Origin of the sequence: Escherichia sp. UTM R2, from assembly GCF_048593455.1 — a bacterium.
Taxonomy (GTDB): Bacteria; Pseudomonadota; Gammaproteobacteria; order Enterobacterales; family Enterobacteriaceae; genus Escherichia; species Escherichia coli.
On sequence record NZ_JBFWDY010000002.1, the window covers coordinates 3,539,285 to 3,554,412 of the forward strand.

General features: G+C 53.3%; 9 protein-coding genes and 5 pseudogenes. 11 read left to right on the forward strand and 3 right to left on the reverse strand.

What is annotated here, in order from left to right; translation table 11 throughout:
- The first annotated feature begins 44 nt into the window (after positions 1–44).
- From ecpB to AB4H76_RS18005, 5 genes and pseudogenes are all read left to right on the forward strand, one after another.
- Positions 45–713 carry a fimbrial chaperone EcpB gene (ecpB, locus tag AB4H76_RS17985; RefSeq protein ID WP_077491958.1) on the forward strand — a complete coding sequence of 223 codons (669 nt, stop codon included), beginning with the start codon at positions 45–47 and terminating at the stop codon, positions 711–713.
- A 25-nt stretch (positions 714–738) separates the two neighbouring features.
- A pseudogene (gene ecpC, locus AB4H76_RS17990) lies at positions 739–3,264 on the forward strand (fimbrial usher EcpC).
- A pseudogene (gene ecpD, locus AB4H76_RS17995) lies at positions 3,254–4,897 on the forward strand (fimbrial adhesin EcpD). Before ecpC ends, ecpD begins: the two co-directional pseudogenes overlap by 11 nt.
- Positions 4,866–5,576 (forward strand): fimbrial chaperone EcpE, encoded by a 711-nt coding sequence (gene ecpE / locus AB4H76_RS18000; RefSeq protein WP_001301243.1) that lies wholly within the window; start codon positions 4,866–4,868, stop codon positions 5,574–5,576. Before ecpD ends, ecpE begins: the two are co-directional and overlap by 32 nt.
- Positions 5,577–5,888: 312 nt before the next feature.
- Positions 5,889–6,218, forward strand: coding sequence for a YkgJ family cysteine cluster protein (locus tag AB4H76_RS18005; protein WP_001303809.1), 330 nt, complete (start codon positions 5,889–5,891; stop codon positions 6,216–6,218).
- Positions 6,219–6,465: 247 nt separating this feature from the next.
- Here the strand turns inward: AB4H76_RS18005 and AB4H76_RS18010 are convergent.
- Positions 6,466–6,948 (reverse strand): annotated as a pseudogene (locus AB4H76_RS18010) (YagU family protein); the annotation flags it as partial.
- Positions 6,949–7,009: 61 nt separating this feature from the next.
- On the opposite strand from AB4H76_RS18010, the gene AB4H76_RS18015 reads away from it, so the two are divergent.
- A protein-coding gene (locus AB4H76_RS18015; RefSeq protein WP_085947771.1) for an IS3-like element IS3 family transposase occupies positions 7,010–8,172 on the forward strand; the annotation gives its coding sequence in 2 pieces (ribosomal slippage) (positions 7,010–7,271 and positions 7,271–8,172; 1,164 coding nt in all).
- A 28-nt stretch (positions 8,173–8,200) separates the two neighbouring features.
- On the opposite strand, the pseudogene AB4H76_RS18020 reads toward AB4H76_RS18015, so the two are convergent.
- Positions 8,201–8,341: pseudogene (locus AB4H76_RS18020) on the reverse strand (hypothetical protein); the annotation flags it as partial.
- Positions 8,342–8,758: 417 nt separating this feature from the next.
- Between AB4H76_RS18020 and paoA the strand changes: the two are divergent.
- The 5 genes and pseudogenes from paoA to AB4H76_RS18045 form a co-directional block, all read left to right on the forward strand.
- The gene (gene paoA, locus AB4H76_RS18025) at positions 8,759–9,448 is read left to right on the forward strand and encodes an aldehyde dehydrogenase iron-sulfur subunit PaoA (RefSeq protein ID WP_001543517.1); all 690 of its coding nucleotides are present in this window, start codon (positions 8,759–8,761) and stop codon (positions 9,446–9,448) included.
- A complete protein-coding gene (gene paoB, locus AB4H76_RS18030; RefSeq protein WP_000643332.1) occupies positions 9,445–10,401 on the forward strand; it encodes an aldehyde oxidoreductase FAD-binding subunit PaoB in 957 nt (318 codons plus the stop codon). Before paoA ends, paoB begins: the two co-directional genes overlap by 4 nt.
- On the forward strand, positions 10,398–12,596 hold the full coding sequence (gene paoC / locus AB4H76_RS18035) for an aldehyde oxidoreductase molybdenum-binding subunit PaoC (RefSeq protein ID WP_047085437.1): 2,199 nt from the start codon (positions 10,398–10,400) through the stop codon (positions 12,594–12,596). The genes paoB and paoC overlap by 4 nt, the downstream gene beginning before the upstream one ends.
- 9 nt (positions 12,597–12,605) lie before the next feature.
- Entirely contained in the window at positions 12,606–13,562 is a 957-nt protein-coding gene (gene paoD / locus AB4H76_RS18040; protein WP_077491620.1) for a molybdenum cofactor insertion chaperone PaoD, read from the forward strand.
- A gap of 50 nt (positions 13,563–13,612) precedes the next feature.
- Positions 13,613–13,951: pseudogene (locus AB4H76_RS18045) on the forward strand (LysR substrate-binding domain-containing protein); the annotation flags it as partial.
- 678 nt (positions 13,952–14,629) lie between these two features.
- Here AB4H76_RS18045 and AB4H76_RS18050 read toward each other — a convergent pair.
- Entirely contained in the window at positions 14,630–14,962 is a 333-nt protein-coding gene (locus AB4H76_RS18050) for a FlxA-like family protein (RefSeq protein ID WP_001349760.1), read from the reverse strand.
- Positions 14,963–15,128: the final 166 nt, after the last annotated feature.

Genomic DNA, 15,128 nt, shown 5'->3' on the forward strand with positions numbered 1-15,128 from the left:
CCAGCAGGGGTAGCCCCCCTGCTTTATTCCTGGACGGAATTGTTATGAAAAAGCACCTTCTGCCTCTCGCTCTGCTGTTTTCCGGAATATCTCCGGCCCAGGCGCTGGATGTCGGCGATATATCATCGTTTATGAACAGTGACAGCAGCACGCTGAGCAAAACGATCAAAAACAGTACCGACAGTGGTCGCCTTATCAATATCCGTCTCGAACGGCTCTCTTCACCGCTTGACGACGGGCAGGTTATCGCAATGGACAAGCCGGATGAGTTGCTACTCACTCCCGCCAGCTTGCTGCTACCCGCCCAAGCCAGCGAAGTGATCCGCTTCTTCTATAAGGGACCCGCAGATGAAAAAGAGCGCTACTACCGCATTGTCTGGTTTGATCAGGCCCTCAGTGATGCACAGCGCGATAATGCCAACCGCAGCGCTGTGGCCACTGCTTCCGCCCGCATCGGCACCATTCTGGTCGTCGCCCCTCGTCAGGCGAACTACCACTTTCAGTACGCCAACGGCTCCCTGACAAATACAGGAAATGCGACGCTGCGGATCCTCGCCTACGGACCTTGCCTGAAAGCCGTCAACGGTAAGGAGTGTAAAGAGAATTACTACCTGATGCCGGGCAAGTCGCGTCGTTTTACCCGCGTGGACACTGCGGATAACAAAGGACGGGTTGCACTTTGGCAGGGTGATAAGTTCATTCCCGTGAAATAGATAGCTGTGCAGATGGATAACGACAATGCCTTTACGACGGTTCTCCCCAGGACTGAAAGCCCAGTTTGCCTTCGGCATGGTCTTTTTGTTCGTTCAGCCCGATGCCAGCGCTGCTGACATAAGTGCGCAGCAAATAGGTGGGGTGATTATTCCGCAGGCCTTCAGTCAGGCGCTTCAGGACGGCATGAGCGTCCCGCTCTATATTCATCTCGCCGGTAGCCAGGGTCGCCAGGACGATCAGCGAATCGGCAGCGCTTTTATCTGGCTGGACGATGGACAGCTACGCATCCGGAAAATACAGCTGGAAGAGAGTGAAGATAACGCCAGTGTCAGCGAACAAACTCGACAGCAGCTGATGGCTCTGGCGAACGCCCCGTTCAATGAGGCCCTTACCATCCCCCTGACTGACAACGCGCAGCTGGATCTCAGCTTGCGCCAACTGCTGCTGCAGCTGGTGGTCAAGCGCGAAGCGCTGGGCACCGTACTACGCTCACGTAGCGAAGACATCGGGCAGTCCAGTGTTAACACCCTCAGCAGTAATCTGAGCTATAACTTGGGCGTCTATAACAACCAGTTGCGTAACGGCGGGAGCAACACATCCAGCTATCTGTCGCTGAATAACGTTACTGCACTGCGCGAACATCATGTGGTGCTCGACGGCTCGCTGTACGGGATCGGTAGCGGTCAATAGGACAGTGAATTATATAAAGCGATGTATGAACGCGATTTTGCCGGTCACCGATTTGCCGGTGGAATGCTCGACACCTGGAACTTGCAGTCCTTAGGGCCGATGACCGCCATTTCAGCAGGGAAGATTTACGGCCTTTCCTGGGGAAACCAGGCCAGCTCCACCATCTTCGACAGCAGCCAGTCAGCCACGCCAGTGATCGCCTTTTTACCGGCGGCGGGCGAAGTACATCTCACCCGTGATGGGCGGCTACTAAGCGTTCAGAACTTCACTATGGGCAATCATGAAGTGGATACCCGGGGTCTACCGTACGGGATTTACGATGTGGAAGTTGAGGTGATCGTTAACGGTCGCGTGATCAGCAAACGCACCCAGCGGGTCAATAAGCTGTTTAGCCGGGGGCGCGGCGTCGGTGCACCACTGGCGTGGCAGGTATGGGGCGGTAGCTTTCATATGGATCGCTGGTCGGAAAACGGGAAAAAGACGCGACCAGCTAAAGAGAGTTGGCTAGCAGGTGCCTCGACCTCCGGCTCATTGAGTACGCTTAGCTGGGCGGCAACGGGATATGGATACGATAATCAGGCGGTGGGTGAAACCCGTCTGACGCTGCCGCTTGGGGGGGCGATCAACGTTAACCTGCAAAATATGCTGGCCAGTGACAGCTCATGGAGCAGCATCGGCAGCATCAGCGCCACTCTACCGGGAGGCTTTAGTTCGCTGTGGGTTAATCAGGAAAAAACCCGCATTGGCAATCAATTGCGACGTAGCGATGCCGACAACCGTGCAATCGGCGGCACACTCAACCTGAACTCACTGTGGTCGAAGCTGGGCACATTCAGCATCAGCTACAATGATGACCGCCGTTACAACAGCCATTATTACACGGCAGATTACTATCAAAATGTCTACAGCGGTACCTTTGGTTCGCTTGGCCTGCGGGCCGGTATTCAGCGCTATAACAACGGCGACAGCAACGCCAATACAGGAAAATATATCGCTCTCGATCTCTCGCTACCACTGGGCAACTGGTTTAGCGCAGGGATGACTCATCAAAACGGCTACACCATGGCAAACCTGTCAGCACGCAAACAGTTTGATGAAGGAACCATTCGCACTGTTGGTGCCAATCTGTCACGTGCCATCTCCGGCGATACCGGTGATGACAAAACCCTCAGCGGCGGGGCGTATGCACAATTCGACGCTCGTTACGCCAGCGGAACGCTGAACGTCAATAGCGCGGCGGACGGCTACGTCAATACCAACTTGACCGCCAATGGCAGCGTCGGCTGGCAGGGTAAAAACATTGCTGCCAGCGGGCGGACTGATGGCAACGCTGGGGTGATATTCAACACCGGGCTGGAGGACGACGGTCAGATCAGCGCCAAAATCAACGGGCGGATTTTCCCGCTTAACGGCAAGCGTAACTATCTCCCGCTCTCTCCCTATGGAAGATATGAGGTGGAGTTACAGAACAGCAAAAACTCACTCGACAGTTACGATATCGTCAGCGGCCGCAAAAGTCGTCTGACTCTCTATCCAGGCAATGTCGCTGTCATTGAGCCAGAGGTGAAGCAGATGGTTACCGTCTCCGGTCGTATCCGTGCGGAAGACGGCACACTGCTGGCTAACGCACGGATTAACAACCATATCGGCCGAACCCGAACCGATGAAAACGGCGAGTTTGTCATGGACGTGGATAAGAAATACCCCACTATCGATTTTCGCTACAGTGGCAATAAAACCTGCGAAGTGGCTCTGGAACTCAACCAGGCGCGCGGTGCCGTCTGGGTCGGTGATGTGGTCTGCAGCGGCCTCTCATCGTGGGCGGCGGTGACGCAGACAGGAGAAGAGAATGAGAGTTAACCTACTAATAACGATGATAATTTTCGCGCTAATCTGGCCAGTAACTGCGCTCAGAGCGGCAGTGAGCAAAACAACCTAGGCGGATGCACCGGCACGCGAGTTTGTGTTTGTCGAAAACAACTCAGACGACAACTTTTTCGTCACGCCTGGCGGGGCGCTGGATCCGCGCCTGACCGGTGCCAACCGCTGGACCGGTTTAAAATACACTGGCTCAGGAACCATTTATCAACAAAGCCTCGGCTACATTGATAACGGTTACAACACCGGCCTTTATACCAACTGGAAGTTTGATATGTGGCTGGAAAATTCACCAGTTTCATCTCCTTTAACTGGCTTGCGCTGCATCAACTGGTACGCTGGGTGTAATATGACCACCAGTCTTATCCTGCCGCAAACCACCGACGCCAGTGGATTTTATGGCGCGACGGTGACCAGCGGCGGCGCGAAGTGGATGCACGGCATGTTGTCAGACGCGTTTTACCAGTATCTGCAACAAATGCCCGTCGGCAGCAGCTTTACAATGACCATCAATGCCTGCCAGACCTCTGTGAACTATGACGCCAGCAGCGGCGCACGCTGTAAGGATCAGGCCTCCGGCAACTGGTATGTTCGCAACGTCACCCATACGAAAGCAGCAAATCTACGGTTGATAAATACCCACTCGCTGGCGGAAGTATTTATCAACAGCGACGGAGTACCGACTCTGGGCGAAGGGAACGCCGACTGCCGGACGCAAACCATCGGCAGCCGTTCAGGATTAAGTTGTAAGATGGTTAACTATACCCTGCAAACAAACGGACTCAGCAACACCTCAATCCATATATTCCCGGCGATCGCCAACTCGTCGTTAGCCTCGGCCGTCGGGGCGTACGATATGCAGTTCAGTCTGAATGGCAGTTCATGGAAACCGGTGAGCAATACTGCCTATTACTACACCTTCAACGAGATGAAGAGCGCAGACTCGATCTATGTTTTCTTCTCGAGCAACTTCTTTAAGCAGATGGTGAACCAGGGAATCAGCGATATCAACACCAAAGATCTATTCAACTTTCGCTTTCAGAACACCACATCACCGGAGTCTGGCTGGTATGAATTTTCTACCTCCAACACGCTGATTATCAAACCCCGTGATTTCAGCATCAGTATTATCTCCGATGAATATACTCAGACACCGTCGCGGGAGGGATATGTTGGCAGCGGCGAGTCGGCACTCGATTTCGGTTATATCGTAACCACCAGCGGTAAAACAGCTGCCGACGAAGTGCTGATCAAGGTGACCGGACCCGCGCAGGTGATTGGCGGGCGCTCCTATTGTGTCTTCAGCTCCGATGACGGTAAGGCGAAAGTACCGTTCCCGGCGACGCTTTCCTTTATTACCCGCAACGGAGCTACAAAAACCTACGATGCCGGGTGCGATGATAGCTGGCGGGATATGACCGATGCGCTGTGGCTGACCACACCGTGGACTGATATCTCTGGCGAAGTGGGGCAGATGGATAAGACCACAGTCAAATTTTCGATTCCAATGGATAACGCCATTTCGCTGCGTACGGTAGATGATAACGGCTGGTTTGGCGAAGTCAGCGCTTCAGGAGAGATTCATGTTCAGGCGACGTGGCGTAACATTAACTAAGGCCCTGCTGACAGCGGTCTGTATGCTGGCGGCACCTTTGACACAGGCGATTTCGGTCGGCAATCTGACATTTTCGCTGCCGTCCGAGACTGACTTTGTCAGCAAACGTGTAGTGAATAACAACAAAAGCGCACGGATATACCGTATTGCCATCAGTGCTATTGATAGCCCGGGCAGCAGTGAATTGCGCACCCGACCGGTGGATGGTGAACTGCTTTTCGCCCCCCGCCAGCTGGCGTTGCAGGCTGGTGAGAGCGAGTATTTTAAATTTTACTATCATGGTCCACAGGATAACCGCGAGCGCTACTACCGGGTCTCATTTCGCGAGGTCCCCACTCGTAACCAGACAAGACGCAGCCCAACCGGCGGCGAGGTCAGCACGGAGCCGGTGGTGGTGATGGATACCATTCTGGTAGTACGACCACGTCAGGTTCAGTTTAAATGGTCCTTCGACAAGGTGACAGGAACGGTAAGTAACACTGGCAACACATGGTTTAAGCTACTGATTAAGCCAGGATGTGATTCGACCGAAGAGGAAGGCGATGCCTGGTATCTACGTCCGGGAGACGTGGTTCATCAGCCTGAGTTACGTCAGCCGGGGAATCATTATCTGGTCTATAACGACAAATTCATTAAGATTAGCGATTCCTGTCCGGCTAAGCCCCCTTCGGCGGACTAAGACTTATCCATCGGTCGAGGGAAGAATTCCACCTCAGAGCTCCAAAAATCGTTTAAATGATGTGGAAGCGATCGTCAATGTCACCTGTAACGATGGGCTTTCTCATATGCACACCATAGTGTTCAGGAGACACGGAAAGGTATCAGGCAGCCTGCTAATGAGTGGTTTAATCACGAATTAGTACGTAAAATCGGTAACGGCTGGAAATCATTCAATACTCACACTATCGAAAGTTCCCCAGCCAACCGCGGTACGTTCTTACATACGATGTACCGCTGTTCTCTTTACGATTTTTAGCTGTACTGGTGAATTATGAGCAATCTGAATCCATGCATGACGTGTGGTGCCTGTTGTGCATTTTTCCGCGTCTCTTTTTACTGGGCCGAAGCCGACGATGCTGGCGGTACTATTCCCGCCAGGCTCACTGAACAAATATCCCCTTTTCACCGATGCATGAGCGGTACCAATCAGAAAAACCCCCGATGTATTGCCCTTGCAGGAACCCCGGGCAAAAATGCCTGCTGCACGATATATAAAAATCGATCGTCCACATGCAGAGAATTTGCCATGTCTGGTGAGAACGGAGTCGTCAATGAGGCTTGCAATCGTGCAAGGGCTAAATACGGGCTGACACCGTTATAAACATACAATAATTAATTGCACTGCCCCGCCAGCGATAATAGCGGGGCTTCGTTTTTCAGGGGTAACAAAACCCGATACTTCTTCTATTTGCCAGCAACAATGCCTCTCTTCTGTAGCGTTCTTCGGATCTACATCATCCTGAAGTAGCGCGATATACTCACTGACTATCTGCATCAGAATATAAAAAGCAATGTTTTTAACCTATAAAAATGGCGCTGTATTTGCGCCATTTTTATCATTCAATGCATTATCTGTTTGAGCCTAAAGGGATCTCAGGGTCTGGCTCATGAGTAATTCTGTTTCGTAAATCTCTGCGAATAATTTCAATAGACCAGAACCAGACTAAATGTCCAAAAATTTCAGAAACATTCTCATACCACGGGAGATCAAACAGAGGTGGCGTCAGTCCCATGAGAGGGAATGAAATCATATGAACAAAAAGTTGGGCTAAAGCACCTGCCAGTAAGCCCTGCCAGAGTTTAATTTTTGGAAATACTTCAGCGACCACACAATAACCGACAGCAAACACTATCGAAAAGATAATGTGCGTAACACCAACCCAGTTAAAGACATGCCCGGCAAAGGTATAAACAGCCGCATTGGGATCTGTCAGCCCCAACCAGTCTCGAAGAAAAATATACGGTGGATTGAGAAAATTACGCGAGCAATCAATTTGGCCTGCAGCCCTGATTAATGATTCCGGGCCACACGCTGCATTAAACATATTGATCTTACCCAGCAATAGTGGACACGCGGCTAAGTGAGTAAACTCTCAGTCAGAGGTGACTCACATGACAAAAACAGTATCAACCAGTAAAAAACCCCGTAAACAGCATTCGCCTGAATTTCGCAGTGAAGCCCTGAAGCTTGCTGAACGCATCGGTGTTACTGCCGCAGCCCGTGAACTCAGCCTGTATGAATCACAACTCTACAACTGGCGCAGTAAACAGCAAAATCAGCAGACGTCTTCTGAACGTGAACTGGAGATGTCTACCGAGATTGCACGTCTCAAACGCCAGCTGGCAGAACGGGATGAAGAGCTGGCTATCCTCCAAAAGGCCGCGACATACTTCGCGAAGCGCCTGAAATGAAGTATGTCTTTATTGAAAAACATCAGGCTGAGTTCAGCATCAAAGCAATGTGCCGCGTGCTCCGGGTGGCCCGCAGCGGCTGGTATACGTGGTGTCAGCGGCGGACAAGGATAAGCACGCGTCAGCAGTTCCGCCAACACTGCGACAGCGTTGTCCTCGCGGCTTTTACCCGGTCAAAACAGCGTTACGGTGCCCCACGCCTGACGGATGAACTGCGTGCTCAGGGTTACCCCTTTAACGTAAAAACCGTGGCGGCAAGCCTGCGCCGTCAGGGACTGAGGGCAAAGGCCTCCCGGAAGTTCAGCCCGGTCAGCTACCGCGCACACGGCCTGCCTGTGTCAGAAAATCTGTTGGAGCAGGATTTTTACGCCAGTGGCCCGAACCAGAAGTGGGCAGGAGACATCACGTACTTACGTACAGATGAAGGCTGGCTGTATCTGGCAGTGGTCATTGACCTGTGGTCACGTGCCGTTATTGGCTGGTCAATGTCGCCACGCATGACGGCGCAACTGGCCTGCGATGCCCTGCAGATGGCGCTGTGGCGGCGTAAGAGGCCCCGGAACGTTATCGTTCACACGGACCGTGGAGGCCAGTACTGTTCAGCAGATTATCAGGCGCAACTGAAGCGGCATAATCTGCGTGGAAGTATGAGCGCAAAAGGTTGCTGCTACGATAATGCCTGCGTGGAAAGCTTCTTTCATTCGCTGAAAGTGGAATGTATCCATGGAGAACACTTTATCAGCCGGGAAATAATGCGGGCAACGGTGTTTAATTATATCGAATGTGATTACAATCGGTGGCGGCGGCACAGTTGGTGTGGCGGCCTCAGTCCGGAACAATTTGAAAACAAGAACCTCGCTTAGGCCTGTGTCCATATTACGTGGGTAGGATCATATCCACCGGGCTACGTGGCGGCAATGGAACTTCAGCCCCCCACTTCACGAATGCGGAAACAACGCCAGCAATCAGCCCAATGAATGCAGCAAGACCATAACGTCTGCGGTTCGGTGGAGTTTGTTCAAATATATTCATATCTACCCTGCTTGTACCATTATGTTATACACCTCTTCAGGAGTATTCATAAAACAAGGAAAATGTAAAGAACTGTATTGTTTTGTATAACAAGATGGTTTCCTAATCGCCAATGAATATAAGCTCCATCATTTCTCCCTATTTTTATATTAGAAGTGACAGAGATTTGCAGGGTGATGCAGAGCTGAAAATCACAGGTTTCCTTATTGGTTTTTGCATCGTACAACTAAAGCAATAAACCAGCTCCCATCATCATCAACATCCCGGCGAACATGAATTTATTAGCCGGGCTCATAGCTGCATTCGCGTTTTAAGAATAATCCTCCTGCTGTCGCCGACTATGCTTAACATTTAAAAAAGCATCAGCACTCTCGCAACGCACTCTTATTTTCCCCTTTAGAATACCGGAGGCCTGGTATGAGCAACCAAGGCGAATACCCCGAAGATAATCGGGTTGGGAAGCACGAGCCGCACGATTTAAGTTTGACCCGTCGCGATCTGATTAAAGTGAGCGCCGCAACAGCGGCGACCGCCGTGGTTTATCCTCATTCTACGCTGGCGGCAAGCGTTCCGGCAGCTACACCCGCGCCAGAGATAATGCCCCTGACACTGAAGGTGAACGGCAAAACCGAGCAGCTTGAGGTGGATACCCGAACCACGCTACTGGACGCTTTGCGTGAAAATCTGCATTTGATCGGTACCAAGAAAGGTTGCGATCACGGACAGTGCGGAGCCTGTACCGTGCTGGTCAATGGTCGCAGGCTTAATGCCTGCCTGACGCTTGCAGTCATGCATCAGGGGGCCGAGATCACCACCATTGAAGGCCTGGGTTCACCAGATAATCTTCACCCCATGCAGGCGGCCTTTATCAAGCATGATGGCTTCCAGTGCGGCTACTGCACCTCCGGGCAAATTTGCTCATCAGTAGCGGTGCTAAAAGAGATTCAGGACGGCATTCCCAGTCACGTCACGGTCGATTTGGTTTCCGCTCCAGAAACAACTGTCGATGAGATCCGTGAACGTATGAGCGGCAACATCTGTCGCTGTGGTGCATACGCTAACATCCTTGCCGCCATTGAAGATGCTGCGGGGGAGATAAAATCATGAAGGCGTTTACCTATGAACGAGTGAACACCCCGGCCGAGGCGGCACTTAGCGCTCAGCGCGTACCCGGCGCAAAATTTATCGCGGGCGGGACCAATCTGCTGGACCTGATGAAGCTGGAAATTGAAACGCCCACCCACCTTATCGATGTGAACGGGCTCGGGCTCGATAAGATTGAAGTGACCGACGCGGGTGGGCTGCGCATCGGCGCACTGGTACGGAACACCGACCTGGCGGCTCACGAGCGCGTGCGTCGTGATTACGCGGTACTCTCCCGCGCCCTGCTCGCTGGCGCGTCTGGTCAGTTACGTAATCAGGCAACCACCGCAGGTAATCTGCTCCAGCGCACGCGCTGCCCCTATTTTTACGACACCAATCAGCCCTGCAATAAGCGCCTGCCCGGGAGCGGCTGCGCGGCGCTTGAAGGCTTTAGCCGTCAGCACGCGGTGGTAGGCGTAAGCGAAGCCTGCATTGCCACCCATCCGAGCGATATGGCGGTCGCAATGCGGTTGCTGGATGCGGTGGTGGAAACCATCACGCCGGAGGGAAAGACTCGCAGTATCACACTGGCTGATTTTTATCACCCACCGGGGAAAACGCCGCACATTGAAACCGCCCTGCTTCCCGGTGAGCTTATCGTTGCGGTGACGTTACCTCCGCCGCTCGGCGGAAAACATATCTACCGTAAGGTGCGCGATCGCGCCTCCTACGCCTTTGCCCTGGTATCGGTCGCGGCGATTATTCAGCCTGACGGCAGCGGGCGCGTCGCGCTGGGCGGAGTAGCACATAAGCCCTGGCGCATTGAGGCTGCGGATGCTCAGCTATCCCAGGGGGCGCAGGCCGTATATGACGCGCTGTTCGCCAGCGCCCATCCCACCGCTGAAAACACCTTTAAACTCCTGTTGGCGAAGCGAACGCTTGCCTCCGTACTGGCTGAAGCGAGGGCACAAGCATGAAATTTGATAAACCCGCAGGGGAAAACCCGATCGATCAGCTGAAGGTTGTCGGTCGTCCCCATGACCGCATCGACGGACCGCTGAAAACTACCGGCACGGCACGCTACGCCTACGAATGGCATGAAGAAGCCCCCAACGCCGCCTATGGCTATATCGTCGGTTCCGCCATTGCCAAAGGACGCCTCACCGCTCTTGATACGGACGCCGCGCAAAAAGCGCCGGGCGTACTGGCTGTCATTACCGCCAGTAACGCCGGGGCACTCGGCAAAGGCGACAAAAACACCGCCAGACTGTTAGGCGGCCCCACTATTGAGCACTATCATCAGGCCATTGCGCTGGTAGTGGCCGAGACCTTCGAACAGGCGCGAGCGGCGGCCTCGCTGGTGCAGGCGCACTATCGCCGCAATAAAGGAGCTTACTCCCTGGCGGACGAGAAACAGGCCGTCAGTCAGCCGCCGGAAGACACGCCCGACAAAAACGTCGGTGACTTTGACGGGGCTTTCACCTCCGCTGCGGTGAAGATTGATGCTACCTACACGACCCCGGACCAGAGCCATATGGCGATGGAGCCGCATGCCTCGATGGCCGTCTGGGATGGAAATAAGCTTACCCTCTGGACCTCAAATCAGATGATTGACTGGTGCCGCACCGATCTGGCAAAAACGCTGAAAGTGCCCGTGGAGAATGTGCGTATTATCTCCCCGTATATCGGCGGAGGGTTTGGCGGCAAGCTGTTCCTGAGAAGCGATGCACTGCTGGCGGCCCTCGCCGCCCGAGCGGTGAAACGTCCGGTTAAAGTGATGCTCCCCCGCCCCACTATTCCCAATAACACCACGCACCGCCCCGCCACCCTTCAGCACTTGCGTATCGGTGCTGACCAGAGCGGGAAAATCACCGCTATCTCACATGAAAGCTGGTCCGGAAACCTGCCCGGCGGCACGCCGGAAACGGCGGTACAGCAAAGCGAATTACTCTACGCAGGGGCAAACCGTCATACCGGCCTGCGGCTCGCCACGCTTGATTTGCCGGAAGGGAACGCCATGCGTGCGCCCGGCGAAGCCCCCGGTCTGATGGCGCTCGAAATCGCGATCGATGAACTGGCGGAAAAAGCGGGCATCGATCCCGTCGAGTTTCGCATCCTGAATGACACTCAGGTTGACCCCGCCGATCCGACGCGCCGCTTCTCTCGCCGTCAGCTTATTGAGTGCTTGCGCACCGGAGCGGATAAATTTGGCTGGAAGCAGCGCAACGCCACACCCGGACAGGTGCGCGACGGGGAGTGGCTAGTCGGCCACGGCGTCGCGGCGGGCTTTCGCAATAATCTGCTGGAAAAATCGGGTGCTCGGGTTCACCTCGAACCAAACGGCACCGTTACCGTGGAAACGGACATGACCGACATTGGCACCGGCAGCTACACCATTCTGGCCCAGACGGCAGCGGAAATGCTTGGCGTACCGCTGGAGCAGGTTGCGGTTCACCTCGGCGATTCCAGTTTCCCGGTTTCTGCGGGTTCTGGTGGACAATGGGGCGCGAATACCTCCACCTCCGGCGTTTACGCCGCCTGTGTGAAGCTTCGCGAAATGATTGCCTCGGCAGTCGGGTTTGATCCTGAGCAGTCGCAGTTTGCCGACGGCAAGATTACCAACGGTACCCGAAGCGCCATGCTACATGAGGCCACCGCAGGCGGCAGACTGACAGCGGAAGAGAGCATTGAATTTGGAACACTGAGCAAGGAGTACCAGCAGTCGACCTTTGCCGGGCATTTTGTGGAGGTCGGCGTGCATAGCGCGACGGGAGAAGTTCGGGTCCGGCGTATGCTCGCTGTGTGTGCTGCAGGACGCATCCTGAATCCGAAAACTGCACGCAGCCAGGTCATTGGCGCAATGACTATGGGCATGGGCGCGGCACTGATGGAGGAGCTGGCGGTAGATGACCGTTTGGGCTACTTCGTTAATCACGATATGGCGGGGTATGAGGTGCCGGTCCATGCGGATATCCCAAAACAGGAGGTGATTTTCCTGGATGATACCGACCCCATATCCTCCCCGATGAAGGCCAAAGGTGTCGGTGAGCTGGGCCTGTGCGGCGTGAGCGCGGCTATCGCCAACGCGGTGTATAACGCCACCGGTATTCGGGTACGGGATTATCCCATCACTCTGGATAAGCTGCTCGATAAGCTGCCGGATGTGGTTTAAGGAGGAACAATGTCATACCCGCTTTTTGACAAAGACGAACACTGGCATAAGCCAGAGCAGGCGTTTCTCACCGATGACCACCGGACCATTCTGCGCTTCGCCGTAGAGGCGCTAATGTCCGGTAAAGGAGCGGTGCTGGTGACGCTGGTGGAGATACGCGGCGGCGCGGCGCGCCCGCTCGGGGCGCAGATGGTGGTGCGCGAAGATGGTCGTTACTGCGGTTTTGTCTCTGGCGGCTGCGTGGAGGCCGCTGCCGCTTTTGAAGCGCTGGAGATGATGGGCTCAGGCCGCGATCGCGAAATTCGCTATGGCGAAGGTTCGCCGTGGTTTGACATCGTTCTGCCCTGCGGCGGTGGGATCACGCTGACGCTCCATAAACTACGCTCGGCACAGCCTCTGCTCGCCGTGCTGAACCGTCTGGAACAGAGAAAACCGGCGGGGCTGCGCTACGATCCGCAAGCACAATCGTTGGTGTGCCTGCCCACGAAAACCCGAACGGGCTGGAATCTCAATGGCTTTGAGGTGGGGTTCAGGCCATGCGTCAGGCTGATGATTTACGGACGTTCTCTTGAGGCGCAGGCAACCGCGAGTCTTGCAGCAGCCACAGGCTATGACAGCCATATCTTCGATCTTTTTCCGGCCTCAGCCAGCGCTCAGATCGATACCGATACGGCGGTCATTTTGCTGTGCCATGATCTCAACCGGGAGCTGCCAGTGTTGCAGGCCGCGCGAGAAGCAAAACCCTTTTATCTCGGCGCATTGGGCAGCTATCGAACCCACACGTTACGTCTGCAAAAGCTCCACGAGCGGGGATGGTCCAGGGAGGAGACAGCGCAAATTCGGGCACCCGTCGGGATATTCCCCAAAGCCCGGGATGCGCATACTCTGGCACTCTCCGTGCTGGCAGAAGTCGCCTCTGTACGTCTCCATCAGGAGGAGGATTCATGCCTGCCCCCGTCGTCCTGATCCTTGCGGCCGGGCGTGGAAAGCGCTTTCTCACCTCCGGGGGAAATACCCATAAGTGTATCGGCTGGCGTCAGTCCCCGGAGGTTGCGCCTTATCGCTGGCCATTTGAAGAAAACGGGAGAACTTTCGACCTTGCGATTGAACCACAGATTACGACTAATGATCTGCGTCTGATGTTGAGGCTGGCTCTTGCCGGCGGAGGAATAACAATTGCCACTCAGGAAACTTTCAGGCCATATATTGAAAGCGGTAGGCTTGTATCTCTGCTTGATGACTTTCTTCCACAATTTCCGGGCTTCTATCTGTATTTCCCACAGCGTCGCAATATTGCACCAAAGCTCCGCGCCCTGATTGACCACGTCAAGGAATGGCGGCAGCAATTGGCTTAAATGTCTGCACCTGCATTGCCTGATGTCAGAACAGTATTTTGATTAATTGCCAGGGTTACAATGGCACAAATACGGCACAGGAGGAAACGTGGTGTATTTAAATATGGGGTAACTACTTGATTTAAATGGTGCCGATAATAGGAGTCGAACCTACGACCTTCGCATTACGAATTATAAGAATCCACTTCTAATTCAAAGCATTACCCCATCAACACTGCGCTCACACGTCCCACCACATCAAAACATGTAAAGCCTTGCAAGCCATTGCGAGGCCTTATGTGTCTCAGTTTTGTCCCACCTTGTATTACGACTTGCATAGCCAATGAAGATAAACGTGACGACAAACGGCGCAGCAGTCTTCTTTTCCTTCATACTTTCCCCACCCAGCATGCATACCTTTATGCCATAACTGAAGTTTATGTCTGTTATGAGCAAGAAGCGGAAGTTGGCAGTTTTGTGGACTGTCCCCACAAAAGTGACTACAGAAATAGTTGCAATTCATAATTGATCATGGGTTGTCAGTTAAACTCGTGGCGATTTAAATAGACTAATTGGGAGTGCGTCCATTACTTATATCTTGTAATGTTAACTATCAGAAATGATACAAAGATAATATGTCTTTAAAGAAAAGGCTGATGGCGAAAAGTGGCCCGATGAGGGCCACAATACGGCTGTCACTTAGACGTAAATATCAATGGTGCCAGCGGTATTTGTATCGTCTTTTTTCTCTTCTTTTTTATCAGGCTGAACTGTCGCGTCTTCATTCTTTTTCTCTGCCTGCTGCCTTAACAACTGCTCCAGTTGAGCCCTGAGGCTTTCAATTTGCTTCTGTACCAATGCAGCCATTTCTTTTTTCTGCTGTGTCGTCATCCCCTCTTCCGATGAGATTTTCCCAAGCTTTTCAGTCAGCACCTGAATTTGTCTTGTGATTTTGGCTATTTCTGATGTTCCTTCCGGGGCGGAGTTGTTTGAAATAACGGTTGAGGTATTTCCCTGAATTGTGACAGACATAGATTTCTCCTTTTAAAAAAGCACTATCGACATGCACAAAAAAATCTTTAATCGTATTTCTTGTGTCATTAATTGTTTGATGTTCAGATTGTTTTCCTCGCGGGCTGGCGCGCCTCAGAAAGTAAAGCTTGTTGACAGGGGTAAACGTTCGGCAATAATTTTCTGC

What these genes read in the sequence shown, in the direction of transcription:
- paoD (WP_077491620.1), top strand. Translation starts at nt 12,606, where the DNA reads ATGTCATACCCGCTTTTTGACAAAGACGAACACTGGCATAAGCCAGAG.
- AB4H76_RS18005 (WP_001303809.1), top strand. Translation starts at nt 5,889, where the DNA reads ATGAGCAATCTGAATCCATGCATGACGTGTGGTGCCTGTTGTGCATTT.
- ecpE (WP_001301243.1), top strand. Translation starts at nt 4,866, where the DNA reads ATGTTCAGGCGACGTGGCGTAACATTAACTAAGGCCCTGCTGACAGCG.
- paoC (WP_047085437.1), top strand. Translation starts at nt 10,398, where the DNA reads ATGAAATTTGATAAACCCGCAGGGGAAAACCCGATCGATCAGCTGAAG.
- ecpB (WP_077491958.1), top strand. Translation starts at nt 45, where the DNA reads ATGAAAAAGCACCTTCTGCCTCTCGCTCTGCTGTTTTCCGGAATATCT.
- paoB (WP_000643332.1), top strand. Translation starts at nt 9,445, where the DNA reads ATGAAGGCGTTTACCTATGAACGAGTGAACACCCCGGCCGAGGCGGCA.
- paoA (WP_001543517.1), top strand. Translation starts at nt 8,759, where the DNA reads ATGAGCAACCAAGGCGAATACCCCGAAGATAATCGGGTTGGGAAGCAC.
- AB4H76_RS18050 (WP_001349760.1), bottom strand. Translation starts at nt 14,962, where the DNA reads ATGTCTGTCACAATTCAGGGAAATACCTCAACCGTTATTTCAAACAAC.